The organism is Streptomyces sp. ACA25 (assembly GCF_028200735.1).
In the GTDB taxonomy this organism is placed as follows: Bacteria; Actinomycetota; Actinomycetes; order Streptomycetales; family Streptomycetaceae; genus Streptomyces.
Map to the genome: position 1 here is coordinate 585890 of NZ_JAQKPV010000001.1, position 25435 is coordinate 611324.

General features: G+C 70.0%; 18 protein-coding genes, 1 tRNA gene and 1 pseudogene. 7 read left to right on the forward strand and 13 right to left on the reverse strand.

The features are described from left to right. The first annotated feature begins 242 nt into the window (after positions 1-242). From PJ985_RS02700 to PJ985_RS02710, 3 genes are all read left to right on the forward strand, one after another. Positions 243-818, forward strand: a complete 576-nt coding sequence (locus PJ985_RS02700; protein WP_443033369.1) for a SigE family RNA polymerase sigma factor — start codon at positions 243-245, stop codon at positions 816-818. Continuing rightward, positions 815-2014 (forward strand): DUF4232 domain-containing protein, encoded by a 1200-nt coding sequence (locus PJ985_RS02705; RefSeq protein ID WP_271681838.1) that lies wholly within the window; start codon positions 815-817, stop codon positions 2012-2014. Before PJ985_RS02700 ends, PJ985_RS02705 begins: the two co-directional genes overlap by 4 nt. A gap of 85 nt (positions 2015-2099) precedes the next feature. Beyond that, entirely contained in the window at positions 2100-3047 is a 948-nt protein-coding gene (locus PJ985_RS02710) for an SURF1 family protein (RefSeq protein ID WP_271681839.1), read from the forward strand. Here PJ985_RS02710 and PJ985_RS02715 read toward each other — a convergent pair. From PJ985_RS02715 to PJ985_RS02730, 4 genes are all read right to left on the reverse strand, one after another. Next, positions 2983-4815 carry a S9 family peptidase gene (locus tag PJ985_RS02715; RefSeq protein ID WP_443033370.1) on the reverse strand — a complete coding sequence of 611 codons (1833 nt, stop codon included), beginning with the start codon at positions 4813-4815 and terminating at the stop codon, positions 2983-2985. The genes PJ985_RS02710 and PJ985_RS02715 overlap by 65 nt on opposite strands. Before the next feature lie 87 nt (positions 4816-4902). Continuing rightward, positions 4903-5382: a RidA family protein gene (locus PJ985_RS02720; protein ID WP_271681840.1), complete on the reverse strand. Its 480-nt coding sequence runs from the start codon at positions 5380-5382 to the stop codon at positions 4903-4905. Further along, positions 5379-5534, reverse strand: a complete 156-nt coding sequence (locus PJ985_RS02725; RefSeq protein ID WP_271681841.1) for a hypothetical protein — start codon at positions 5532-5534, stop codon at positions 5379-5381. The genes PJ985_RS02720 and PJ985_RS02725 overlap by 4 nt, the downstream gene beginning before the upstream one ends. A 401-nt stretch (positions 5535-5935) precedes the next feature. Beyond that, complete coding sequence (locus tag PJ985_RS02730) at positions 5936-6259, reverse strand: WhiB family transcriptional regulator (RefSeq protein ID WP_271681842.1); 324 nt, start codon at positions 6257-6259, stop codon at positions 5936-5938. 394 nt (positions 6260-6653) lie between these two features. Between PJ985_RS02730 and PJ985_RS02735 the strand changes: the two genes are divergently transcribed. Next, positions 6654-8906, forward strand: coding sequence for a transglycosylase domain-containing protein (locus tag PJ985_RS02735; protein ID WP_271681843.1), 2253 nt, complete (start codon positions 6654-6656; stop codon positions 8904-8906). Between the two features lie 167 nt (positions 8907-9073). Here the strand turns inward: PJ985_RS02735 and PJ985_RS02740 are convergent, their stop codons facing one another. Both PJ985_RS02740 and PJ985_RS02745 read right to left on the reverse strand, forming a co-directional pair. After that, the gene (locus tag PJ985_RS02740) at positions 9074-9529 is read right to left on the reverse strand and encodes a GatB/YqeY domain-containing protein (protein ID WP_271681844.1); all 456 of its coding nucleotides are present in this window, start codon (positions 9527-9529) and stop codon (positions 9074-9076) included. 32 nt (positions 9530-9561) lie between these two features. Next, positions 9562-10104: an antibiotic biosynthesis monooxygenase gene (locus PJ985_RS02745; RefSeq protein ID WP_271681845.1), complete on the reverse strand. Its 543-nt coding sequence runs from the start codon at positions 10102-10104 to the stop codon at positions 9562-9564. A gap of 217 nt (positions 10105-10321) precedes the next feature. Between PJ985_RS02745 and PJ985_RS02750 the strand changes: the two genes are divergently transcribed. Both PJ985_RS02750 and PJ985_RS02755 read left to right on the forward strand, forming a co-directional pair. After that, complete coding sequence (locus tag PJ985_RS02750) at positions 10322-11248, forward strand: metallophosphoesterase (RefSeq protein ID WP_271681846.1); 927 nt, start codon at positions 10322-10324, stop codon at positions 11246-11248. 73 nt (positions 11249-11321) lie between these two features. Beyond that, a tRNA-Pro gene (locus PJ985_RS02755) sits at positions 11322-11395 on the forward strand. A gap of 177 nt (positions 11396-11572) precedes the next feature. On the opposite strand, the gene PJ985_RS02760 is transcribed toward PJ985_RS02755, so the two are convergent. From PJ985_RS02760 to PJ985_RS02770, 4 genes and pseudogenes are all read right to left on the reverse strand, one after another. Further along, positions 11573-14800 (reverse strand): hypothetical protein, encoded by a 3228-nt coding sequence (locus tag PJ985_RS02760; RefSeq protein ID WP_271681847.1) that lies wholly within the window; start codon positions 14798-14800, stop codon positions 11573-11575. Positions 14801-15753: 953 nt separating this feature from the next. Then, a pseudogene (locus PJ985_RS23425) lies at positions 15754-16029 on the reverse strand (ATP-binding protein); the annotation flags it as partial. Positions 16030-16585: 556 nt separating this feature from the next. Further along, entirely contained in the window at positions 16586-17068 is a 483-nt protein-coding gene (locus PJ985_RS02765) for an ASCH domain-containing protein (protein ID WP_271681848.1), read from the reverse strand. Next, complete coding sequence (locus PJ985_RS02770; protein ID WP_271681849.1) at positions 17065-19122, reverse strand: GNAT family N-acetyltransferase; 2058 nt, start codon at positions 19120-19122, stop codon at positions 17065-17067. The genes PJ985_RS02765 and PJ985_RS02770 overlap by 4 nt, the downstream gene beginning before the upstream one ends. A gap of 185 nt (positions 19123-19307) precedes the next feature. Here PJ985_RS02770 and PJ985_RS02775 point away from each other — a divergent pair, with 185 nt between their 5' ends. Continuing rightward, a complete protein-coding gene (locus PJ985_RS02775) occupies positions 19308-19739 on the forward strand; it encodes a hypothetical protein (protein ID WP_271681850.1) in 432 nt (143 codons plus the stop codon). A 152-nt stretch (positions 19740-19891) separates the two neighbouring features. Here the strand turns inward: PJ985_RS02775 and PJ985_RS02780 are convergent, their stop codons facing one another. From PJ985_RS02780 to PJ985_RS02790, 3 genes are all read right to left on the reverse strand, one after another. Then, positions 19892-23317, reverse strand: coding sequence for a hypothetical protein (locus PJ985_RS02780; RefSeq protein WP_271681851.1), 3426 nt, complete (start codon positions 23315-23317; stop codon positions 19892-19894). A gap of 203 nt (positions 23318-23520) precedes the next feature. Beyond that, positions 23521-24222 (reverse strand): response regulator transcription factor, encoded by a 702-nt coding sequence (locus tag PJ985_RS02785; protein WP_271681852.1) that lies wholly within the window; start codon positions 24220-24222, stop codon positions 23521-23523. Further along, positions 24219-25349 carry a sensor histidine kinase gene (locus PJ985_RS02790; RefSeq protein ID WP_271681853.1) on the reverse strand — a complete coding sequence of 377 codons (1131 nt, stop codon included), beginning with the start codon at positions 25347-25349 and terminating at the stop codon, positions 24219-24221. Before PJ985_RS02790 ends, PJ985_RS02785 begins: the two co-directional genes overlap by 4 nt. Positions 25350-25435 lie beyond the last annotated feature (86 nt).

The following is a 25435-nucleotide window of genomic DNA, read 5'->3' on the forward strand; positions in this document are numbered from 1 at the left end:
AACCAGCCGAGGCGCGGGGAGTGTGTTGAGCCCTCTGCCTCACGGGGGAGGCCGGGGTGCTGCGGTCAGAACATCTGGAAGTAGGCGGTACGCATGCGGGGATTCGGAGAGCACTCCGGAAACCTCTCGCCGCTGTACAACCAACGCGGGGGAAAGCGTGTCCAACAGGTGTGGCAGAAGTTCTCGAACTCCCAGTGGCTCCTCCGCGCCGCACGCGCGCACCGTCGCGCACCGGCGGAGGGGTGCGAGTGATCGCGCCACTCCCTGCTTCCGGGACAGCCGGTGTCGGCGCTCGGATCGAGGGCGCTGAGGAAGCGATGGCTGAGGGCACCACAGTCGACTTCCTCACCGAGACCTACCAAGCCCACTACCGTTCGCTGCTCGGGCTGGCGGCTCTGCTGCTCGACGACACCGCTTCCTGTGAGGATGTCGTCCAGGAAGCCTTCATAAGGGTGCATTCCGCCCGCAGCCGGGTGCGTGAGCCCGAGAAGACCCTGGCGTACCTGCGGCAGACCGTGGTGAATCTTTCCCGCTCGACGCTGCGCCGCCGCATTCTCGGCATCAAGCTGATCCCGAAGCCGATGCCGGACGCCGCCAGCGCCGAGGAAGGCGCCTACGAGCAGCTGGAGCGGGCCGAGCTCATCAAGGCAATGCGTGGTCTCCAGCGCAGGCAGCGGGAGGTGCTGGTGCTGCGGTACTTCGCCGACATGACCGAGGCTGAAGTGGCCCGGACGCTCGGCATCTCGGCCGGCTCGGTCAAGGCTTACGGGTCACGTGGCATCGCCGCCCTGCGGGTCGCCATGGAGGCCGGCGGATGACCGAGCACGATCCGGGGGGCCGGCCCGAATACACCTCTGCCGACCGCGGGCCGACCGGGCCGTCGCCGGAGCATGCCGGGCCCACTCCCGCAGGGGGAAGCGGCCCGCCCGCCGCCGACGCCGACCCGCCGCCCGCCGCCGACGAGGACGCGCTGCGGCAGTTGCTGCGGCAGTCGGTGCGCGATATCCAGCCGTCCACCGATTCCCTGCACCACCTCCTGCACGCCGTGCCCGCGCGCCGCCGGCGCCGGCAGCGGCGAATGGTCGGCGCCGCCGTGTCGGTGGCGCTGTTCGCCGGCGGCACCCCGGTGATGCTGCACGCCGCGACCGGCGGCGGCAGCGCCCCGCAGGCCTCCGAGAGTTCCGCCGACCACGGCACCGGCGGCCCCGCCACGGACGACGGCAGCGGCGAAGGCCCGGGCTCGCACACCACCGGGGGCACGCCCACCGAACCGGGCGGGCACGATCCCACGGCGGAGACGGCGGCGCCGTCCCCGGGGGGTGAGGGCTCCCAGGAGGCGACGGCCCCTCAGGAGCGGGACACCCTCGGAGTCGCCGCACCCCGCTGCAGCCGTGACCAGCTCGGAGACGTGATCACCGAGACGGAGGACGCCGACGAGCAGGGCCGGGTGCACGGCTACGTACGGGTGGCCAACACGTCGGGCGAGACCTGCCGGATCCGGGGGGCCGACGAGTTCTCCCTGGCTCCTCGCGGCCGTGCGGAAAGCGCCGGCCTGCAGGTCGCCGGCCGGGCCGAGAACGACCGGCCCGGCCGGCTCCCGCCGGCGGACCTGGAGCAGACCGAGCTCATCCTCCGCCCCGGCGAGTCCTACGAGGTGTGGTTCGCCTGGGTTCCGCTCCGCGACGGGGAGAACGGCGGCTGCGCCGCGGACCCCGTGGCCACTCCGGATCCCGACACCGGGGGCAGCGGTGACGCGGAGGGTGATCCGGTCTCGGAGACCCTCACGGACGGCGACGGCAGCGCTGTCAGCGGTGGCAGCCTGACCAGTGGCGGCAGCGGGAGCGGCGGGGAGGGGGGCAGTGGGGACCCCGGGGCCGGTGAGCCGACCGGCGTGGTGGTCACCTACGTCCCCGCGGCCGGCGAGCCACGGGCCACCTCCTTCACGCTGCCCGGCGCATGCGCGGGCACGCTGCACCGCACCGGTGTGCTGGAGGCCGGCGCCGCAGCACGCTGAGCCGGAGAGGCGGCACGGGCACGGGCAGCGCCCTCGGCAGCGGCCGGTACCGGACCACCGGCACTCCCCTAGTACCGTTGCTCGCGTGTACCGGTTCCTGCTGACCCCGCGCTGGTGGGTCATCAACGTCTTCGTCGCGCTGGCGATCCCTTTCTGCCTGGTGATGGGCGCCTGGCAGCTCGGCCGGTTCGAGGACCGGGTCGAGAGCCACCGGGACCGCCAGGAGCAGGCCGCTTCGGCGGACACCGCGGAGGCCGTGCCGCTGGACACCCTGCTCCCGGTCACCACGGACACCGTCGGAGAACAGGCGCTGGTCTCCGGTTCCTACGACTCGGAGCAGGAGCTGCTGGTCCCGCGGCGGGTGGTGGACGGCGAGCGCGGCTTCTACGTCCTGACCCCGCTGCTGCCGTCGGGCGGCGGCCCCGCGGTGCCGGTCGTGCGCGGCTGGATGCCGGGGGAGGCCGCCGCGGAGGCAGTCCCCGCGCCACCCTCCGGTGAGGTCACCGTCACCGGCGCGCTGCAGGCGGCGGAGTCCCCGAGAAGCGTCAGCGCCCCCAGCGGCCTTCCGGTCGGCCAGCTCGGGGTGATCAGCGCGGCCTCTCTGATCAACGTCCTGCCGTACGAGGTCGAGGACCACTGGCTCACCGTGGCGGCAGCTGAGGAGCCGCTGCGGGCGGTACCGGCGGTTGCCCCCACCAACACCGGGCTGGACCTCAAGGCATTCCAGAACCTCGGCTACACCGCCGAGTGGTTCGTCTTCGCGGCCTTCGTGATCTTCATGTGGTACCGGTTGTTCCGCCGCGAGACGGAGCTGCGGGACGATGCGGCCCGGGGCCTGGAGCCCGCGCCGTCCGGCCCTCGTCCGGCCGGCCCACCGCCTGCCGCTGACCGCCCGGACCGTACCGAGCACCTGGACCGCCCGGACCGTCCGGACCGAAGCGTCGGTCCGGACGGCCCGGGGCGCCCGGTCAGCCCGGCGAGCTCACCGGCAGGTGCCGCAGGGCGAATTGGGTCTCCAGCGCCACCTGCTTGATCCGCTCCTCCACCACCAGCGAGCCGTGCCCGGCGTCGTAGCGGTAGACCTCGTGGGCCGCCCCCCGCTCCCGGAGCCGGTCCACGTAGTTCTCGATCTGCCGGATGGGGCAGCGCGGATCGTTCAGGCCCGCCGAGATGTACACGGGTGCCCGGACCCGGTCCACGTACGTGATCGGTGACGAGTCCCGCCAGCGCTCCGGCACCTCCTCGGGGGTGCCTCCCAGGATGGTGCGGTCCATCGCCCGCAGGCCCTCCATCTCGTCCTCGTAGGCGGCCACGTAGTCCGCGACGGGCACTGCGGCGACGCCGACCGCCCACAGGTCCGGCTGCACGCCCAGGCCCAGGAGCGTCAGGTAGCCGCCCCAGGAACCGCCGGTCAGCACCATCCGCTCCGGGTCGGACAGGCCCGAGGACACGCACTGCTCCCGGACCGCCGCGATGTCCTCCAGTTCGATCAGCCCGATCCGGTGCTTGAGCGCGTCGGTCCACTCCCGCCCGTAACCGGTGGAGCCCCGGTAGTTGACCCGGACCACCGCGAAGCCGTGGTCCACCCATGCGGCGGGCTGCGCCGCGAAGGCGTCGCTGTCGTGCGCGGTCGGCCCGCCATGGACGTCGAACACTGTCGGGAACGGTCCCTCGCCCTCCGGCTTCTGCACCAGTGCGTGGATGAGCCCTCCGGGGCCCTCCACCCACAGGTCCTCCACCAGGACCGAGCCGGGGGCGGTCATCCCCGGCGGATCCAGCACGACACCGCCCGCGGTGGACCGGACCTGCGGCGGCTTCGCGGCGGAGGACCACAGGTACTCCACCGATCCGTCCGGCCGCGCGGACCCGCCGGATACCGTGCCCGCAGGGGTCTCCAGGCGGCTGAGGGACCGCTCGGCCAGGTCGTAGCGCCACAGCTCGCTGCGGGCCCGGTAGCTGTGCATGACGAGCAGCGCCCGGCCGTCCGGGTACCACTCGGCGGTCACGTCCCCCGGGAGGTCGATGGCCGGCTCCTGGAAGTCGCCGGTCAGCGGGTTCCACAGGGCCGGCTCCCAACGGCCGCGCCGCTGATGCCCGATGAGCAACCGGGGGTCTCCGGGCACCGGGGCGAAGCCCAGCACGAGAAGCCCGAGCTCCTCGGTGCCGCCCCGGGTGTCGTCGAGTTCGGCGACCGGCGAACCGTCGAGCCGTACCACCCGCACCGCGGAGTGCATCGCGTCGCCGTGTTCCGTGTGTTCGAGGGCGAGCAGTCGGCCGTCGTGCGAGAGGTCACCGACGCCGGCGGACTGCCGGTGCCGGTAGATCTCCACCGGGGCGGCGCCCGGCCGCGCCACGTGGACGGTCGAACCGTCCTCGTCCGTCATCCGCCCGATGACAGCCGTGCCGTCCCGGCCGAGCGCCAGCCCTGCCGGGTACGCGGGCGCCAGGCCCGGGACCGCGGGCTCGTCGGCGCCGGTGCCCTCCGCCTCGTCCGGCGGGCCCTCGAAGGGCTGCCGCATCCAGACGCCGAACTCGTCCCCGTCGGTGTCGGAGAACCACCACAGCCACGCCCCGTCCGGGGTCAGCGTCCCGTCCAGGGTGCCGTTGGGCCGGTCCGTGGCCTGCCGCTGCTCTCCCGTTCCCCGGTCCCATACGTACAGCTCGAAAGTGCCGGTCGCGTTGGAGAGGAACAGCGAACGTTCCGGTGCGTCCTCCGCCCACTCGGGGAGCCCGACGCGGGCTGCCCGAAAGCGCTTTTCCCAGTCGGGCATGATTTCCACGTGCTCAGCATGCTCAGCCATGGGCCCATTCTGGGGGACGGGCGCACCGGCCCGGCACCACTCGGGTGAGCGCCCCCCCGACCGGTGCCGGGCCGCTGCCTTACGTGTTCACTCGCCCGGCTCGGCCGTGAGTTCCACCTGGAGCTCCACCTCGACGGGGGAGTCGACCGGGAGAACCGCCACGCCCACGGCGCTGCGGGCGTGCACGCCCTTGTCCCCGAGGACCTCGCCCAGCAGTTCGCTGGCCCCGTTGATGACGCCCGGCTGGCCGGTGAAGTCCGGTGCTGAGGCCACAAAACCGACGACCTTCACCACCCGGGCAATGCGGTCGAGGTCTCCGGCAACCGATTTCACCGCGGCCAGTGCGTTCAGCGCGCAGAGCCGCGCCAGGTCCTTGGCCTCCTCGGCGGTCACCTCCGCGCCGACCTTCCCGGTCATCGGCAATTCGCCGCGGACCAGAGGCAGCTGCCCGGAGGTGTAGATGTACGGGCCGGTGCGCACGGCAGGCACGTACGAGGCCAGCGGTGCCGCCACCTCCGGAAGCGTCAGCCCCAGCTCGGCAAGCTTTGCTTCGACGGCCCCAGTCACGGCTTGGGCCGCTTGAAGTAAGCCACGAGCTGTTCGGCGTTGGGCCCCGGCACAACCTGGACGAGCTCCCAGCCGTCCTCGCCCCAGGTGTCCAGAATCTGCTTCGTCGCGTGGATGAGCAGCGGTGCGGTCGCGTATTCCCACTTCGTCATGGCCCTGACTCTAATCCCTTACCGGCGGTTGCTCGCCCAGTGCCGGCCGGGCCGGGGTCCGGCCGGTGGGAGGTGGAGCCGGTGGGAGGTGGAGCTGCCGATCCGGTGGCGCGCCACTCGGCCCGGGTGCCGCGCCATCCGGCTTGGGCTCCGGTACCGCGCCGCCGCCCCGGGCCCGTGCCGTGCCACCGGGCCGGAGCCGGAGCGCCGCGTCGAGGGACCGGTACCGCCGTTCGGCCGGTACCTCTCGCGTGTCGTCCGGCCCGGCTCCCGGCGACGCCCCGGCCTGTGGCTTCCGCACCGGCGGAGTCGCGCCGCGGGCGTGTCCCGCCCGCGGTGTCCGCCGTGCGCGGCAGGGCCCTGGCAGCCCACGCGGTCCCGCGGGCTCCGGCGCGGTCGCCTCAGGCCACGTGCACGGTTCGTTCCGGGGCCGCCTCCCTCGTCATCTCGCGTTCGTACTCCGACTTGGCCGTCTCCAGCAGACGGCGCCAGGACGTGACCGTGGGTCTGCGGCGCAGCAGCGCGCGTCGCTCCCGCTCGGTCATTCCGCCCCAGACCCCGAACTCGACACGGTCGTCGAGTGCGTCAGCGAGACACTCGGTCCGCACCGGGCAACCGGTGCACACCGCCTTGGCTCTGTTCTGAGCCGCTCCTTGTACGAACAGTTCGTCCGGATCCGTCGTGCGGCAGGCTGCCTGCGCACTCCAGTCGGTTACCCAGCCCATTCCGGTGCCGTCCTCTCCCGAATCGAGGCTCCCCCACGGCGGCAAGTGGCATATTCACCCTTGCCAGTTGAGGACGTTACGGAAGGTCGACGGAGCGCAACACCCCCAGCGGGCCTAATCTTGAATGGCCCATTCGGACTATGGGTGGTTGGGGGGTCACCCGTCAGAGTGAGAAGGCGGTGGGTGTCACCACTCCACCAATGGGTATATTTCTCGCAATTCGGGCGCGGGGGTGGGGAGGTGTGACTGCGGAGTCCCCCCGCACGTCGGTGCAGCGACTTCACTCCAAAGAGTGACGGCGAGCTTGACTGTCGTCCGTTTGTGTGAGACGCGCAGTCAGTTTAGGTGACCGGGTGGCGCCCTGTCCGGCTTTTCAGAACGTAAGCTGGCCGGCATGGGAAGGCAGCGTCCTGGCGGCGGACTGAGCACGGCTCAGCAGGCAGCGAAGTTTCTCGGGGTCAGCGTGTTGTCCGGGGCCGTACTGGCCGGGCTCGCGCTTCCCGCGGTGGGTGCCCTGGGCCTGGCGGCCAAGGGCACGATCCAGGGGTTCGACGAGATCCCGACCCAGCTCACCCGCCCCCCGCTGAGCCAGAAGACCACGATCCTGGATGCCGAGGGCGGCAAGATCGCGGACGTCTACTCCCGGAACCGTACCGTCGTGGGGTTCGACGAGATCGCCCCGCACATGCGGCAGGCCATCATCGCGATCGAGGACGCGAGGTTCTACGAGCACGGTGCGATCGACCTCCGCGGAGTGCTCCGGGCGCTGAACCGGAACATCGAGGAGGGCACCACCTCCGAGGGAGCCTCCACCCTCACCCAGCAGTACGTGAAGAACGTCTTCGTCGAGGAGGCGGGGAACGACGCCGACGCCGTCGCCGAGGCGACCCGGCAGACCGTCGGCCGCAAGATCCGCGAGCTGAAGTACGCGATCCAGCTCGAGGAGGAGCTCACCAAGGACCAGATCCTGGAGAACTACCTCAACATCACGTTCTTCGGGCAGCAGGCCTACGGGGTCGAGGCCGCCTCCCAGCGCTACTTCTCGAAGTCGGCCGCCGATCTCGAGCTCCACGAGGCGGCCCTGCTGGCCGGCCTGGTGCAGTCACCCAGCCGCTACGACCCCGTCAACGACGAACAGGAAGCCAAGAAGCGCCGCAACGTCGTTCTCCAGCGGATGGAGGAAGTCGGGGACATCACCCCGGAGGAGTCCGCGGAGGCCAGGGAGAGAGACCTCGGGCTCGAGGTCAGCCGTCCGCAGAACGGCTGCATCACCGCCGTCCACGACGCCGGCTTCTTCTGTGACTACGTGCGCCAGGAGTTCCTCAGCAACAAGATCTTCGGCGACGACGAGGCCGAGCGGCGCGCCCGCTGGGACCTGGGCGGCATGACGATCCGGACCACGCTCAGCCCCAAGGCCCAGGCCGCGTCGGCCTCCGCCGCGGTGAGCCGGGTCAACCCCGACGACTCCGTCGCCGCCACGGTGGTGCAGGTGGAGCCGGGCACCGGGCACATCCTCTCCATGGCACAGAGCCGCCCGTACGGCAACGATCCGAACGAGCACCAGACGACGATCAACCTCAACGTCTCCCACGCGATGGGCGGCAGCACGTACGGCTTCCAGCCGGGCTCCACCTTCAAGCCCATCACGGCCGCCGCGGCCCTGGAGAAGGGCATCAACCCGGACCAGACCTACTCCTCGGGCAACGAGCTCGAGCTGCCCATGCGGGACTTCCAGAACTGCGAGGGCCAGCCGCTCGGCAACAGCGAGGACCACACCTGGGAGCTCCAGAACGAGTCGGAGGACATGGAGGGCACCTGGGACATGACCGAGGCCCTCGGCCGCTCGGTGAACACCTACTTCGCCATGCTCCAGCAGGACGCGGGGATGTGCGAGACCGCTCTCCTCGCCGCGGAGATGGGTGTCGAGCGTGGCGACAACGACCCGCTGGGGGTCAACCCGTCGATGACCCTCGGCGGTGAGACCATCGCCCCGCTGCAGATGGCCAACGCCTACGCGACCTTCGCCAACCGCGGCGTCTACTGCAGCCCCGTCGCCATCACCGGTGTCACGGACGCCGAGGGCGACGAGCTGCCCATCGCGGAGGCCGACTGCTCCCGGGTGATGTCGGAGCTCAACGCCGACTACATCAACATGATGCTCCTCGGCGTCGTCCAGGACGGCACGGGCCAAGCTGCCGGGCTCACCGGACGCGACAACGCGGGTAAGACCGGCACCACGGACGGCCGTCACGACGCCTGGTTCGTCGGCTACACCCCCGACGTGTCCACCGCCGTGCGGGTCGGCAGTGACGGCGATCTGCTCCGCATGTACGACATCACCATCGGCGGTCAGTACTACGACAAGGTCACCGGTGGCGGTCTGCCCGGGCCGATCTGGAAGGAAGCGATGAACGGCGCGCTCGACGGGGTGCCGGCATCCTCCTTCAACCACGAAGAAGTCCCGCGCGGCAACATGGACGACGACGAGGAAGAGGACCAGGACGACAACCGGCCCGGCGGCGGCAGGCCCGGCGGCCAGGCCAACGGGGGCGGCGACTGGGACTGGGAGGACCCCGACACCTGGCCGGACTTCCTCAGCGGAGGTGCCAACGGCGGGCCGAACGGCAACCGCGGCCGGGGCGACTGACCACCCCGCGGCACCGGGCGGCTCACGCCGCCACGGCACCCGCTGCCGCGGCTCCCGGAAGGGTGGCTCCCGGAAAGGCCGCTTCAGGAAAGGCCGCTTCCGGAGGGGCGAGGGCCCGAAGCTCTCACCCCTCCCGCCGGGCACGCAGCGCCTCCCAGCCGGCTCGGTCAGCCCTGCAGGGCCTTCTTCACCGCGGCAGCCACCCGGCCGCCGTCGGCCCGGCCCGCGACCTTCGGGTTGACGATCTTCATGACCGCCCCCATGGCCCGCGGCCCCTCGGCCCCGGACTCGGTGACGGCCTCCGCCACCAGCCCGTCCAGCTCCTCGTCCGTGAGCGGCTTCGGCAGGTACTCGGCGAGCAGCTCGCCCTCCGCCCGTTCCCGCCGCGCCGACTCGGCCCGGCCGCCCTGATCGAAGGCCTCGGCCGCCTCGCGGCGCTTCTTGGCCTCCCGCGCGATGACCTTCTGCACTTCCTCGTCGGAGAGCTCACGGGCCGTCTTGCCCGAGACCTCCTCCTTGCTGATGGCGGCGAGAGTCATCCGGAGCGTGCCGGAACGCAACTCGTCGCGCGCCTTGATCGCTGCGGTCAGGTCGTCCCGCAGCCGGGACTTGAACGTGGTCATGACGTCATTGTGGCAGGCGGCGGCCGGGCGGCTCAGCGCTGCGAGGGGTACAGCCAGCGCCGGAACACCCGGCTGAACGCCGGCATGATCAGATACGTGAGCAGCGGAGGCACCACGACCGGGAAGAGCAGCGACCGCAGCAGCAGCTGCACGTCCTGGAGATGCGGAGCGACGAGCCAGTTCAGCAGCACGCTCAGCGGATAGACCGCGAGAAAGGTCATCACGGTCATCTTCCAGCGCGGCGGAGGCCGCACCGCGGTGCCCTGCAGGCTGAACCAGGTCTCCAGCCCGGTGTGCTGCTGGGTGTGGTGGCCGGCGCTGCCGCGCACATCATCGAGCCAGGCCCGGCGTTCGTCCGACTCCAGCCAGCTCGTGAGCCGCTCGGTGTCCGAGAACCGGACAACGATGTGGTACGGATCCCCCGCACTGCGGGGCCGCAGAATGGTGGAGCCCAGCGACCCCGGGTAGGTGATGCCCACCTGGGTGATGCCGTGCAGCCAGTCCTCGAACTCCTCCTCGCGTCCCGGCGTGACATACCAGGTGAACACGACGGTGGCAGGCTCCTGCGACGCCATGAGCGGTGTCACTCCTTCGCTGCGGTTCCGGACGGTTACGGACGTTGCCGAGGCCTGGCGGTTCCGGGCGCTCCCGCCGGGTTCAGCGCCCTGAGCACCCGCGGTGTTCCTCCGGTCTTCCTCCGGTTTCTTCCGGATTCCTCCTGGTCCTGACTCCTTGGTACCCGGGCAGAGCCCGGTGGCGTCCGGTACCCCGGCGTTCTGGAACCATGGAGGCATGCGCGCGCGATACGGAGTACCCCTTGGCCTGGCCGCACTGAGCGCCGCCGTCGTCGGCTACGCCGCGGGAGTGGAAGCCCGCTCCTTCCGGCTGCGTCGGGTGACCGTGCCGGTACTGCCGCCCGGAACGCCCTCGCTCCGGGTGCTGCAGGTCTCCGACATCCACATGGTGGGCGGCCAGCACAAGAAGCAGCGCTGGCTGCAGTCCCTCGCCGGCCTGCGCCCGGACTTCGTCATCAACACCGGGGACAACCTGTCCGACCCCGAAGGCGTGCCCGAGGTGCTGGACGCACTGGGTCCGCTGATGGAGTTCCCCGGCGCCTACGTCTTCGGCTCCAACGACTACTACGCCCCCCAGCTCCGCAACCCCGCCAAGTACCTGCTGGAGCGCACCACCGGCCGGCACGGCCTGAACGGCAACGCGCGTCCCGTCGGGGTGCCCCGCAACCCCTGGTGGGAGCTGCGCGACGCCTTCGACGAGGCCGGCTGGGCGGACCTCACCAACACCCGGGGGCGGCTGAAGGCCGCCGGCGTCGAGGTCGCCCTCACCGGCCTGGACGACCCGCACATCCGCCGGGACCGCTACGCCGAGGTCGCCGGCGGCCCGGACCCGGACGCGGACCTCTCCCTCGCGGTGGTGCACGCGCCCTACCTCCGGGTGCTCGACTCCTTCACCGCCGACGGGTACCCGCTGATCCTCGCCGGGCACACGCACGGCGGACAGCTGTGCATCCCCTTCTACGGGGCGCTCGTCACCAACTGCGATCTCGACACCCGGCGGGTGAGCGGCCTGTCCGCGCACGAAGCCGGTGGGCACCGCTCCTACCTGCACGTATCGGCCGGATGCGGCACCAACCGCTACACCCCGGTCCGCTTCGCCTGCCCCCCGGAGGCCACCCTGCTCACCCTCGTCGAACGGCCCTGAGACCGCAGGTCGGCGGCGGCGAAAGCTGATTTCGCGTACACGCGGGCGTCGGCTAGAGTAGTCGACGTTGCTTCGGGGTGTGGCGCAGCTTGGCAGCGCGCTTCGTTCGGGACGAAGAGGTCGTGGGTTCAAATCCCGCCACCCCGACTGAAGGAACACCAGGTCAGGCCCGGTACTGAGAGATCAGTGCCGGGCCTGACGTGCGTGGAGAGGCCACTTTGGTAGCCATCGGGAGCCAACCTCGACATCCGGCTCCCGATTGGCTCCCATCAGCCCGCCCGCCAGAGGCCCGCTTGACCACACGCCGAGCGCGACCTCCCGTTGTCACACCCCGGAGTCCGGCCACTGCCACACCGTCGCTTCGACAGCGCTGTCCCGCACACCCTTGAGCTTCACCTCAGCCGTCGCTTCGACATCAAAGAAGCGCAACGGATCGGAGATGATCCGGAGCGTCGGAGTGCCCCTGCCTTCCTCCAGGTTCGAGGCGATGACAAGCGAGTAGTTACTTCCCTCCGTGAGCGCTCGCATGAGCTCCGCGCTGGTGAGGGTGACTTCGGTGGGCTCTGCCCCACCGTGTGCCTTGATCTCGTAGAAGTGGTCTGCCGAATCGACGGCGTCCGCGCCCAACCGCAATAGACCTCGCTGGTCCTCCAGCGTCCGACCCTGCTCGTGAAGAATTCGCATCAGCAGTTGCAGGACGATCTTCTCCTTGTCTTGGTCCCGGTAGCCAAGCGGTCCACAACGCTCGTTCGGCACGGCCCCACCCTCACGCGGTTGCGGCAGTGAGGCGGCACGTCGCCTTCCCGAGGCGGACGTGGGACGGGGCTGCGACGCGGTAGTGGTACGGACGGCCTGCGGGGTACGCGCCTGCAGTTCGGCCAGAGAGAATAGCTTGCGGGGTTCGGCCATCGGCGGGGCAGACGGGGACGCCGTGCTGGATGGAGTGGGAGCAGACGGAGGTGCAGGGGCGGGCGAGGGCACAGGAGCCGACGGAGGCGTAGGGGACGGGACGCCGATGGGCGGGGTCACCGGGACGCGTGTCTGTACCGGCACCGTTGGGCCTGGGGGCTGCGACAATTTCCGCTCCCGCAACTGTGAGGCCAGACGCTCGCGGTCCTGGTGATCCTGCTGAGCGGATGGGACGAGCGGAGCGACGAGGGCGTCCTGCGGTCGGCCTTCTTCCCAGAGGTCACGCCAGCGGTGCCCGACGTGAGCGCGCTCGCTAGGGAACAGGGAGGCCACGGCCAGCCCTCCTCCCCTGCTACGCATTGCCTCGGGGGCAGCCAGAAAGAGGGCCTTGGCTTCCGGGTCGACGTGTGCGTCGACCCGGACCTCGATCGTCTTGTGGCCCTCGGCCAGGTCCAGCCGGATCTGTAGTCCTGGCAAGACTCGCACCTCAAGCTCCATTAGCCAGGCCCAGCCGGTGAAAGCCTCGGCGGCGGCCGGCTCGTCGCGTACGAGGGTGTCCTGCAGGCTCGTCACCGCCCACCGGAAGTCCTCAGTGAGCTGGCGGTCAGGACGCGCGCGGTCCCGGGCGACGACGCAAGCTTCGGACGTCTCCAGCCTGTGCACCTTGAGGAGACCCAGCAGGCCGACGAATTGCTGCAGATCTCCTCCCGGCTGCCAGACGGGCAGGCGCTCGCCGAGCGTGCGCACGATGGCGGGGTGGTCCACCGCGTAGACAGGCCGCTCCTTCGTCCAGCCGAGGGTGGTGTACAGCCGCAGCCAGCGCAGCTTGGAACGCAGGCCGAGCGAGACGCGGCCCTCAGCAGAGGTGACCATGTCGGCAAGGGACCTGAGCGCCTCCAGCATCACGCGTTGCTGGTCCGCTTGGAGGTTGGTGCCGGACTGTCCGATCTCCTTCAGTACATCGGCGAGGTCCTCAAGCCTCGGCTCTTCGATCCCGAGATCGTCCCAGAGCGGGTTCAGCTCAGGGTGAGGGATGGTGAAAGGCCGGAAGCCGCGCAGGATCGTGCGGCCACGGAAGCAGTTTCCCGCCCGCTGCCACCCCTGGTCGGTGAGGACGAGATCGGTGCCGCTGAATGCATCCCGGATCTTCTTGCGCAGCTCGATGCGGGACGTGCCCGACGCCTGACCGCGCAGCCGCCCTGCCAGCGCCTGATAGACGAGATACACCTCGGGCCTGAGACGGTCGTCCAACGGGCCGGAAGCCGGGGAGCGCTGTCGTAGCTCACGCAGTCGCTTGACCAGCTGAGGAACATCAGGGTCGCCGTTCACTCCAAGAGCCGCCAGGACATCGATGCGATTGGACACGGCCTGATGGATCGAGGAGTGCAGATAACCCGGGTCGTCGTCTCCGTAAAGCGCCTTCGCGTCGCGCGTGCACAAGTGCACCTCCTCCGGCGTGCGAAGGGTGCCGCTGCTGTCCTCCAACCAGGCGGTCTCCCGTAGGCGCAAGACCCACAGGGCTGCTGTCTGGCCACACACGTTCCATCGGTAGTGCGCCTTCGCCGCCTGTACCTCCGCGTGATCGGAGGATGTGATCATGCCTGGCTTGCCCAACGTCTGCAGCAAGGCCGCCGTACGACGCCTACGCTCCTGCGGGTTCTGCTCGGAGATGATGTGCTGCACCACGGCGTCCAGGTCCGAACTTATGCAGTCGTCCAGCGTGTAGTACGCGCCCAGCCGGCGCAGTTCCCTCGTGCGGGTGGCCGGCGACAGCTGGCTGTCGCGTGGGAGGCCGATCCGGGAATCCGTCTCGTACTCCTTGGTCTCCCAGCTTGGCTGAACCTCCTTGAGCCGGGGTGTGTCCGACACTCCGAGGAGGCGCAGGAAGGCCGTGCGGCTCAACCCGCAGTCTGCTTGGGACAGCAAAGTGCGTGCGTAGGAGCGGTGCGCCCACCTGATACCGGAGGTCTTTCCCGCGGCGATGGCGAAACGATCTCCGTCAGTGCTCTCGAGTGTCTGGGGGAGGTAGGCGTGTGCGGGCTGCACTTTGCACGGCTTTTCGTTGCCTTCGGAGTCGTATGTGTAGCCGTCGAGGAGTACGGCCTGTCCGATGCCGGGGCCGAGTCGCTCACGTACCTTCGCCGACACTTCTCCCAAGGCTCGCTGGATGGCCACGAGCTGCTGGATCCCGCATCCCGCCTCACCGCCGATCCGCTGGCTGGCGCGTCCCATGCGTCCGATTCGCCGCAGCACGGCCGCGGTGTCGTCGCGACGTACCAAAAGGTCCTCTCTGCGCAGCCAGTCGAGGACAGGTTGGGACAACTGTGCGTCCTGCGTGTAGTCGGCGTGGAGGCTGACGACGATGCCCAGCGCATCGAGCGGGGCCGTGCCACGTGGCTCGGTTTCCTGGTGCTCCGCCAATGCGACGCCGACTGCCGAAGGCCGTAGACGCTGGCCATCGGCTGTGATGACACACGGCTGGTTGCGCACCAGGTAGTCGAGGCCCTCCTCGATGGCGACCGCCGTGAGATGGATCGTCTGCCCGATGTCGTACTCGGTGCTGTCAAGGGAAAAAAGCGCGTCACTGACCCGCACTTCATCGGAGAGTTCCGCGGTGCCATCGTCGCGCCAGTCGGTGAGCACCGCACGCCACTGGTGGCGCTGTCACGGGCGCGGTGCGGAAAGGTGCCCGGCAGCTCGGCGAGCCGTGCGATGTCCTGGTCATCCAGCACGCCCCATAGTTGCGGTTCCTCGACAGCGAGCGCCGAGAGCGGCTTCTTGGTCCCGTCCGGGCAGGGCAGGGAGAGCCGGGAAGCCAGCCACGTGCGGGACCGGTCGATAAGCGCCGCACGGATGCTGTCCTGGATTCGAGTGGGTGACGAGGGATCGGAAAGTGAGGGCAGCGGGACTAGGTGCCAAGCCGACGGTTCGACGTCGCTGAGCACATCGAGGGCGGCAGCGGCCCAGAGGTCCGTGACGAGCGGGATGAGCTCGTCGTTCCATCGACTGGCAGCGAAGCCTTCACGGCTGACGACGGGGTCGAATTGGGCGTGCACGCGGGCCGCGGCTCTCAACTCCACAACTGGTAGCCCCGCGTGCACACTGCCCGTCTCCGGGCCGTGCACCGGCAACGCGACGGCGACCGGCATTGAGACTCCGACCGCCTTGTGCCGACGCGTGCTGGTGCCGTGGGGCGCGATTTGGGCGTCGTAGACCCTCCACAATGCCCCACTGGTTGTCCGGGCCTCACGGATCCGGACACCCGCATCCTCACCGTCGATGGGCAGCCTTCGCCTGTCGATCTCCGTCCAGCTCAGCCTAAGCGTCACCGGTGGCTTTTCGTCGGGCCTCTGCTCATCAGGGAAGTCACCAGAGGCCTCGACCCGCCTCACATGCCGGAGGAAAAGCAAGGAACTGTCGTTCCAGGTCTCGAACCACTCGAAGAGTTCCGAGGCGGATAGCTCGGCGGGGGCCAGCGGGATACGGAAGACCGTCCACTGAGGCCCCGCGAGTTGCTCCGGCGCCAGTAGCGGTTCAACCGCCCGGATGGTGAGGTCGGCGAACCTCACGTGGAAGGGGTGACAGTGCACCTCCCAGGTGGTGGCGAGGGCGCGCAAGGTTGCCAGCCCAATGCCGAATCGCCCAGTGGCCTCCGCGTCGGAGGTCTTCCCGCTGAGCCACGGCAGACCGAGCAGCAGGACGTCGGCCAGCCGCACGCCCTTGCCGTCGTGGGCAATCAGCAGCTCCTCAGGACGCCAGACGAACCGGACTTGGCTGGCCCCTATGTCGTCGGCGTTCTGCACCATTTCCGACAGGACCTGCAGCCGATCCGACGAGAGGGTCTCGGCACCCCTTTGCCCTCCCTCGGCCATCAGACGGAAGACGCCGGGCCCGTTCCGAAGGCCCTTGTCCAGTAGCTCCACCGCGCGGGCGGCCTGCCCAACGGTCTCCACGCTGATGCCTGGATCCGTCCATGGGTCCGACAGCAGCGCTCGCACGGCCGCGTTGAGGGCCTCGTCATCGTTCACCTGGACATCCTCCCCGGGGGAGACGTTATCGAGGGCGCTTCCCCATGCGACGAGCCCAAGCGTCGGGGCTGAGGACGATCCACCTGACCTTGACCGGCGAAATTCCGCCAGAGCCGGGCACCCGTAGGCTTCTTGGTAGGTTCTTAAACCACATGCCAGGCCCGGTACTGAGAGAGAGCAGGCCGGGCCTGACGTGCGTGGAGAGGCGGCCAGTGCCTTGCCGCTCGCAGCCAGGCCGAGGGCAACCCGCAGCTACCACTCGACGGGTGGCCGGTCGAGGCGGACTGGGATCCGGGCCTCGCCGCCAAGTAGACCGCGCTTGACGCCGCAAACCATGAGGAGGCACCCCTCGCCGTGCTGGTGGGTGACCTGGCCCCTGACAGCACGATGAGTGTGGCCCTCAGGGCGAAACGACGTCGTTGAGCACACAGCGCAGGGCCTCCTCGCCACCGGTCTGCGCCGCTGCGGCCAATTGCCGCAGATCGCTCCCCTTCAGGTATCGGTAACTCTGCGGTGGATGAAAGGCGCCCGCGGCCCTGAGGGCGCTCAGCGGAACTGGTTCTTGGAACGTCACGGGGTGCTCAAGAGTGAGGCCGCTGGCCTGTGCTGCGCCGCTCATGTAGGCGTCGTACTCACGCCTGCTGATCCCAGCGCGGGTGCGGCTGGCGGACCACACGTCGCGAGGCGAAGCCACCTGCACGGAGGCAATGTGGGCCATGCCGACGATGGCCATGGTCGGCGCAGTTGCGTAGAGGAGCACGCGGGTGCCGGGAGGCGCCCCCACGCGCTGCCGCCGGATCTCCACCGTCTTGCTGCCCGCCAGGATCGCCGACGCGAACCGGGGGTGGACGGACAGCAGCATTGCGCGTTCCGTATCGCTCACGTCTTTCGGTGCCCCTCTTCGTAGACCGCCTGGAAAAGCGCGTTGCTGATCTTGGACAGCGAGATCAGCGACAACGGTAGTCCCAGACTCTCTGCCAACGCCTTGAAACGTCCGAGGGGCACCGGCATCGGGAAGAGTTCGGTGTCCGAGAACCTCAACGCCATCGCCCTACCGTAGGGTTCGGCCACCGCACGGACTTGCTCACGACCATATACGCCCAGGTGTTCGAATCGCGAGAAGAGGGTGTCCGGCTCGTCGATCACCACCTCGTCCAGGCGCGAGCAGCCGATGACCATCTGGCCCTGCGGTCCCGACCTGCCCTTGCTCACGTACCAGAGAAGGCGGGCAGGGACGCTTTCACCCCGGTGGCCCGGCGAGCGGTAATAGACATGCTCGCGGCTGATGCCCAGTACCTCGCCGCGTGGAACGAGCATGGTGGGGAAGTCGAAAAGTTCGGCCGACCACCGGGGCTCGATGGGTGCACTGAGCGAGGGTAGTTCGGCGTCGATGATCTTCGCAGGCCACCAGGCACGCTCGGCGATGCTCGCCACTTCAGCGGGGAGCCCGGCGTGCAGTTCGGGTACGGCAAGCCCCAGACGCCCCGCGATCCCGGCCGCCGCACCGGACACTTCAGCGGCAGACCCGCAGACGTCCACAAGCAGTGTGATGAGGTCGCCGGAGTGCTCGGTGAAACCGTCCGCGCCGGCCGCCGCCCGCGTTGCGGGCGAGAGAGAGCGATCGGTGATGCGGATGGCCTGAGCACCGTGGTCCCGCCCCAGGCGTTTGAGCATCAGGAGTAGCTGACGGGCGAGCGACTCCTCGAGTGGATGCGTCGCGGTACGCAGCAACGGGATGTTCAGCTCCCGCCCATCCATGGCCCAGATGTACAGGGCTACTGGGCGTCGCTCTCCGTCCCTCAGTAGTACCCGTCGCCACAGGACTTGATCGTTGGCGAAGCCTTTGAGCTGCTCTTCGAAGGCAGATCCGTCGTCGCGGTCCGCCTGACCGAAAAAGACGACCAGCTCGCCCTCGCCGCCCGGCGCCACTTCACCTGCGGAGAACGCGGTGCCCAAAAGGTCCTTCGGCCGATAGAGCTGAGCATGCCGCAGCTCGTCGACGTGGAGGGTCACCACGGACGGAGCCACCACCCTGACGCCGGCGACATCCCAGGCGATGTCGGCCAGACGAGCCAGCGCCAGGTCGCGGGTCACCAGAACCTGGAGCCCGACGCAGGACGTCTCGGCCACGTACTTGAGTCTGCTCCGCATCTTTGCGTCGAGCGACAGCTCCGGCAGCTTCTGTTCCACGGCGGCCAGGAGTTGTTTGTGCCGGGAGGTCACGGTGGCCGGGTCAGGGCTAATCTGCCGAAGGCTCGGCAGCCCAGCACGCAGATGCTGCCGCGCGGTTCGATCGGCGACATCCCGCACGTCGTGCAGCAATTGCGGTGTGAATGCGAGCTCGATCAGGTCGGCAAGCCAGCCGGCTTCCAGAGCACGCGACTCCGCGACGTCGGACGCGTTGCCCATACCTCGTAGACCGGCGAAGACGCTGTGGTCCACGGTTACCACCAGCAGGGCGTCGCTCTTGACCTCTGCGAACAGATCCTGGTGCCCAAAGTCGAGCCACCAGGTGTCCAGGGTCGCCTGGTCCCGGCCCCGGCCCAGCCCTTCACCAAGGGGGACAAAGCCCAGGCTGGTCCACATCCCGCTGAGGTCATAGTCACGCCGACACCTGGCCCTGATCCCAAGCCGCTCCGGGTGCCGCTCACAAAGGGACTGAATCAGTCGACGGGCGATGCCCTTGCCTCGGTGTTCCTCGGGTACGCATAGATGGGCAAGGCGCACGTGGGTGCTGCGCTTCGGCAGTCCGAACAGTGCGTACCCGACAACCTCCTCCCCTTCCACAGCGACGAGGAGACCGCCGTCCTCGGCAGCCGCACGGTAGGCAGGCGGCGTGAGCAGCCCCAGCCACTTGGTGTATCGATCCCCCAAAGCCACGACCGCGCCAAGTAGATCGGTTTGCTCTCCCGATACCGGCAGTACCTTGATCGCCATCGACTCCCCCTCCGTGTCGGTTCCACCGAGTGTGTCCGACCACTCACTCAGTGCATAGCCATGCGACCAGGCTGAGGTAGCCCCCTTCTGCTGGATGGTCCGGGAAGCCGCCCCCCCCGCACTACCGCTGTCGCCGAGGCGGGGAACATGGAAGCACGCGCGGCCGGACCGGTGGAAGGGGTGCAGTGATCGAGCGGACCTCTCTGCCCATGTGGGTGGACAGCGACGTGATCCAGCTTCACCACGTCCTCGGTGCGCTGCCGGAGAACGCATGGGCATGGCGGATGCTGCACTTCTCCGGCATGGGCCAGGCGCCGAAGCAGAGCACGATGGAGGACTTCGAGGATCAGGCCGGCCGACCAGGCGGGTACCTCTTCTCCTGGCCCGAGCTCCGAGGGTTCGCGCAGCGCCTGCACCAGGTCTGTGACTGCGTCCTGGTGGCCGTGGACGGTCGGTCTCCTGCGGACCTGAACCGGCTCGAACGGGAGGCGTTCGAGGGCTGTCACGTCGCGATCGAGGCGATCGACAGCGGCGAGTGGGTCTTGGGCGTCAGTCGCCGTGTGCCGCAGTGGCAGGCTGTTCATGCCCGGTGGAAGGACCTTGTGCGTCCGGTCTGAGCCCGGCAACGGGACAGCGCGTCGCTCGCTCTGCGACCAGTCACCGGGTGGTGCGGCTCGCCATGCTCCGCACCCGGATCAGCGCACCGGACGGCTTGGCCACGGCGCCTTGCCGGATGCTGCCCGCAGCATCCGGCAAGGCGTTCTCCGCGCTACTCCGTTGCCGTCAGCACCGTGAGGGCAGCCTCTCGGACGTCGGGCTCGGGGTGGCGTCGGAGAGCACGGAGACGGGTGCGCCAGTCCAGGGGCCAGCCGGTGCGGTCCCCCAGTGCCTCGGTGAGGGCGACGGCAAGCAGGCCGGCGGCATGGTCGGCGTTCGCGGTGAGCTGCTCGACCGCCCGCAGCAGCACCGACGGGTCGCCGGGGTTGCGGTCGCTGTCGAGCCGGTCGCCGAGGGTCTCCGCGGTGCGGGCGGCCAGGGCAGGGCGCCCGGTATGGAGGCCCGCCAGGTGTTCCAGCGCGTCGAGCAGGTGTGCCGGTTCCGCATCGAGGTCAAGGCACATGACGAAGAGATGCGTGCCCTGGGGCACATAGTCGTCGGTGTCGCAGAGAAGTGCGGAGGCGCGGAGAGCTGCCGCCCGGCTTGCTTCGGCCCGCGGCAGGTCCGTGGCGTCGGACAGCCGCGCGACCAGGTGGCCGATCCGCTGCCGGGCGGGGCGGTCCCGGTCGCTCTCTGCATCGAGGGGAACCGCGGAGGCCTCGGGTTCGGCGGCGACGAGCCGGGCGAGTGCATCGAGCAGGGGGCCCGCACCCTCGGCCGAGGAGGCCAGCGTCACGAGTCCGGCTGCCGCCGTGGGCCAGGACGAGCGGTTGTCCAGGTCGATGGTCTTGGCCAGGAGCAGCCGTGCGGCCTCCGGGTACCACGGTGACCAGCGCGCGAGGAGACCCGTTGCCAGGTGCACGGTTTGCGGGTCCTCGCTGTCCGACACCTTTCCGACCAGCCGCGCACAGCGAGCGCGGTCACCGGCCTGGAGCTCGTACGGCTGGATGCGCAGGACGGCGGCCTGGGTGACCGGTGGGCCGTCGGCGGCTTGTTCCAGCAGTCTCCAGGCGGCCGGCGAGCGCAGCAGTGAGGGGGCGACGGAAACACACGCTGCCTGCACGTCGGGGTGCTGCCCGGGGAGGTCGAAGGTGTCGGCGAGGACGGCGGCGGCGATGTTGACGGGCAGCCGGGAGGCGGCGAGCCGGACGAGTTCCTTGCGGCTGGTGATTTTGGCCGCGGGGGCGGGCGTGTCGTCGTTCGCCGGCAGCAGCGCGGCGCGCAGCAGCGTCTCCAGCTGGGACGGGGCGACGAATCCGGTCACCCGGTGCGCTGCGTAGAGGGCAACCCTTGCCCTGTCGTCCGCGGCGTGCGCGAGCAGCAGCGGCAGCGCTTCGGCGGGGCGTTCCGTCCAGGCCAGGGCCCCGAGGGCGGCCTCAGCGAGGACGGCGTCCGGGGAGTTGAGGTACCGGTGGACGATCTGGAAGCCGAGGTCGGGGATGCCGGCAGCAGCCCGGAGGTATCCGGCCCGCGTGCGCTTGGGCAAGGACGCGTCGTCCGCTGCACGGGCCAGCAGGTGGGCGGCGGCGGCCTGTTGGCGCGGGAGCCAGGTGTGGGCGCCGTCGACAGGAGGTATCCAGTGGGCCCCCGGGGTGAGGAAGCGCCCGTACGGTGGCGTGTCGGCGAGGACGCTGTCCAGCAGGTCCGTGCGCCGGTGCGTCAGAGTGCGCAGCACGGGGGACAGTACGGCGGCCGAGGGTTCGACTTGCAGCACGTGGGCGGTGCGTTCGTCCCTGGTGGAGGGGTCGTCGAGCCACAGGCTCACCGCGTGGCGCACTGTGGCGTCGCTGCCGAACTGAATCGCCTGCCACAGGAGCTCCTGGAGCTCCGGCATGCGGCGGGCGCGCTTTCCGAGAGCCCGGGCCAGCGCGAAGGTCAGTGAGTGGTCGCAGTTGTCCGCACCGGCTTCCAGCCAGGGCCGGAGCGCCTCGAAGACCTGGAACTCCTGTCCCCGGCGCAGAGTGGTGTCCAGACGGCCCAGGTTGGCGCCTCCGGTGTGTCCGGAGAGTTGCGTGACGGTGCCCAGCGCCCATCCCGCCAGTGGTGACCGCTCGCTGTCCGCGGCATGCTCCCGCAGCACCGCGAATGCCAGCGTGGACAAGGCCTGCCGGGTCCACACGGAGCTGTCACGTGCCTCGATCGCATCGGTGGTGATGCGGGTGAGCGGGGTGGCGTCCGCGCCGGTGAAGAGTATCGGCGGGACTTCGGCAAGAGCGGTGAGCGCGGATGACCGGACGGAATCCTGCTCGTTGCGGAGCCGCTGGAGGTCCTCGAGCAGCGTGCCGATCGCAGCGGCTTCTCCGGACCTGGCCGCGTTCTGAATCAGCAGGGGGTACGCGCACGCCCGGTCGTCCGCCGCAGGGCGGCGGGTGGCGGCGAGCAGTTGCGCCCTGGCCTCAGCAACCGGCAGGTGGGCGACAGCTGCCAGAACGGTGTGCCAGGGTTCCCCGCGCTCGGCGGCCTGCGCGGCCATCCGCCGTGCCTCGGCCTGCGCGCGTCGGCGGGGCAGTGCGTTGAGGAGATCGTTGCTGAGGGTGCTGTGACTCAGGTCCTGGCCGGCGGTCGCGGCATCGTAGAAGGCGTCGCGCCGGGACGGGGGCAGCGCGCGGAGCAGCAGCGTGAGGGAGTCGGGGGCGTGGCTCCAGGCCCGGCCGAGGTCGATGAGCTCCGGCGGCCCGAGCCGGGCGACCCGGCTCAGAGCGGTGCGGGACACCAGGGCCCGCGGGTGGCGGACGGGGAACTCCGGCGCAGTGATCAGCCGGACGGTCCGTCCCGGGGCCGCCTTCATCAGCGGGCCCAGGCAGACGCGCACGGGTTCGGGGAGGTGGGCCGGGCAGTGCCGCTCCAGCAGTTCCAGTACGCGCAGCGGACGGGCCTCCACGGTGGCCGGGAAGACGCTCGCATGGCGTTGCCACCAGTCGGTGCGTGACTGTTCGGGCAGCTCGGCGAGCTGACGTGCCGCCTCGTCGAGCACCACGTCCGGGCAGTGGCGGCCGAGGGCCTGCCACCGCGGCACGGCGGGGAAGAGCTCCGGAAGCAGCCGCGCCACGGTCTCGGCCCCGCAGCCCGGCAGCAGCCGGGCGGCTTCCCCGTCCCCCCACTGCTCACGAAGGGACACGATCAGCCGCTCGGCGAGAGCGGTGCGTCCCCCGAGGACGACGGCGGTGGCGATCTGCCGGCGTACGGTTTCCGGGGCGTCGTCCATGGCCCGTTCCAGGGCAGCGTCGCTGATCGGCAGGTGACGCGAGGACTTCAGCGCGTGGCCGCGCACGGTCGGATCGGGGTCCGCGGTGCGGGCCTCCAGGAACTGGATGTCCCGCCCGATCGTCGCGGCGACGACGGCCAGCCTCCGTCCGTGCAGCCCGCGCGTGTCCAACTCGTCGAGCAGTGCGCGGAGTCCACCGTTGACGTCGCCGTTCCGGACACGGTCCCGCGTCCACGCGGCGAACGCGCGCATGCGGGCGGGGTAGGCGAGCGGGTCGAGTGAGGAGCAGAGGGCGTCGACGGCGGCGCGGGGGCTGTGAAGCTCGGTGGACATGTGCGCCATTCTGTGGGGCCGCCGGGCCCACGCACCAACCCGTTTCGCGCGGCCCGCCCACCCGGCCGGTGCACTGCTCGGCGTGCGGAACGTTCCCCGGCGTCGCGAGGCGGTTCGCTCGCACGTAGCGCCGAGCCGTCGGGGTGGGTGGCCGATCCCGGCGCCGACATCGACAGAGCCGATTGCCACGACGCTCGCGGTGCTCACTCGCCGAGGCTGACGAGTCCGGTCTCGTATCCGATGATCACGAGCTGGACGCGGTCGCGCGCGTTCAGCTTGCCGAAAATGCGACTGACGTGCGTCTTCGCCGTGAGCGGCGACATGTGGAGCGACTCGCCGATCTCGGAGTTGGTCTTGCCACGTGCGACCTCGGCGAGTACTTCGCGCTCGCGCTCGCTGAGGAGATCGAGAGGACCCGAGTCGCCGGGACGGTTGATCGGCCGGCGAACGAAGTCGGCGACCAACCGCTTGGCCATCGCCGGTGAGATGAGGACGTCACCGTCGGCGGCGGCGGCGATAGCCTCGAGCAGGAGCCGCGGTGGGGTGTCCTTGAGCAGGAAACCGGAGGCACCGGATCTGAGCGCCTCGTAGACGTACTCATCGAGCGCGAAGGTGGTGAGCACGAGCACTTTGGTGGCGTTGAGCCGTTCGTCGCCGCAGATCGCTCGCGTCGCGTCGAGCCCGTCCATGCGGGGCATGCGGATGTCCATCAGCACGACGTCGGGGCGTGTCCGCCAGGTCTCGGCGATCGCCTGCGCGCCGTCGCCGACCTCACCGACGACCTTGATGCCGGGTTCGTTGGCGAGCAGGGCTGCGAACCCGCGGCGCACCAACTCCTGGTCGTCGACGAGCAGCACGCGGATGTCGCGCCTCGTCACGGCAGGCGCGTCGAGCCGAGGGGTCATACCTCCCACCCGCCGGGTATGTGGTACGGCACGAACGCGTGCACCGTGAACCTGCCGTTGTCGGTGGGTCCGGCGTGGACGGTGCCACCGAGGAGCTCCGCGCGCTCGCGGATCGCTACCAGACCGATGCCGGTGCCCGGCGTTGTGACGCGTGCGGTGGCCGGGGCCTCGTTCGACACGGTGACGTGCACGCCGCCGTCTGCGTGCCGGAGCCGGACGACCGTGGGGACGTCGCCGGCGTGGCGGGCGACGTTGACCAGGCACTCGTGCACGATGCGGTGCACCGTCACCACGGTGCTCTCCGCCACGCCCGCAGGATAGTGACCGTCCTCGACCACCTCGACCTCCGTCGAGTGCCCGGCGGCAGCGACGACCTCGCTGAGGGTGGTGGTGGCCGCCGGTACCGGGCGAAGCGGGACCGACTCGTCGGACCGGAGGAGCCCGAGCAGGGATCTCAGCTCGTCGAGCGATCGTCTGCCCGCGTCGTTGATCTCGACGAGCGAAGTGTGAGCGGCGGCGGGATCGCGCTCGAACCTGTGGGCGGCGATGCCGGACTGGACGGTGATCGCCGACAGCGAATGGGCGACGATGTCGTGCAGGTCGTACGCGATGCGAAGGCGTTCCGCCTGGAGCCGCTCGGCGACCTGGCGTTCCAATCCGTCGGCTCGACGCCGCAGGTTGGAGCGACGGGCGTCGGCCGCGGCGATCGGCAGCAGGAGAACGGCTGAGTAGGTGACCCATTCGAACCAGAACGGGTCATCACCGGCCAGCGCCCCGAAGCCGGCGACGACGACCGCGACGAACGATCCGAACCAGATCACAGAGCGATCGTCGCTCCGGCGCACGAGACGGAACAGCGCCAGGGCGAGCATCGGTCCCAGCGCGACCGGGCTGGCCGTCCATGCGAAGGTGACGACGGTCAGCACGCCGATCGCCACGACGGTGACCCGACCGAACCGGCCGGCGACGACGAGCAGCACTGCGGCGACGGCCGCGATCGCGACGCCCAGGAGCTCCCGCCCGGCCAGGACGTCCGGATCGAGGACGAACACGCCGATCGACACCGCCAACGCGGCGACGAGCGCAACGAGATCGGCGCGACCGGTGCGGTGCTCCGTGTGCGTCATGGCACTATCATCCTCGCGGCCGACAGCGGGCGCATACTCCCACGGGAGGTCTCTGCACCTGGACCGGTCATGGGCCACCCGGCCCA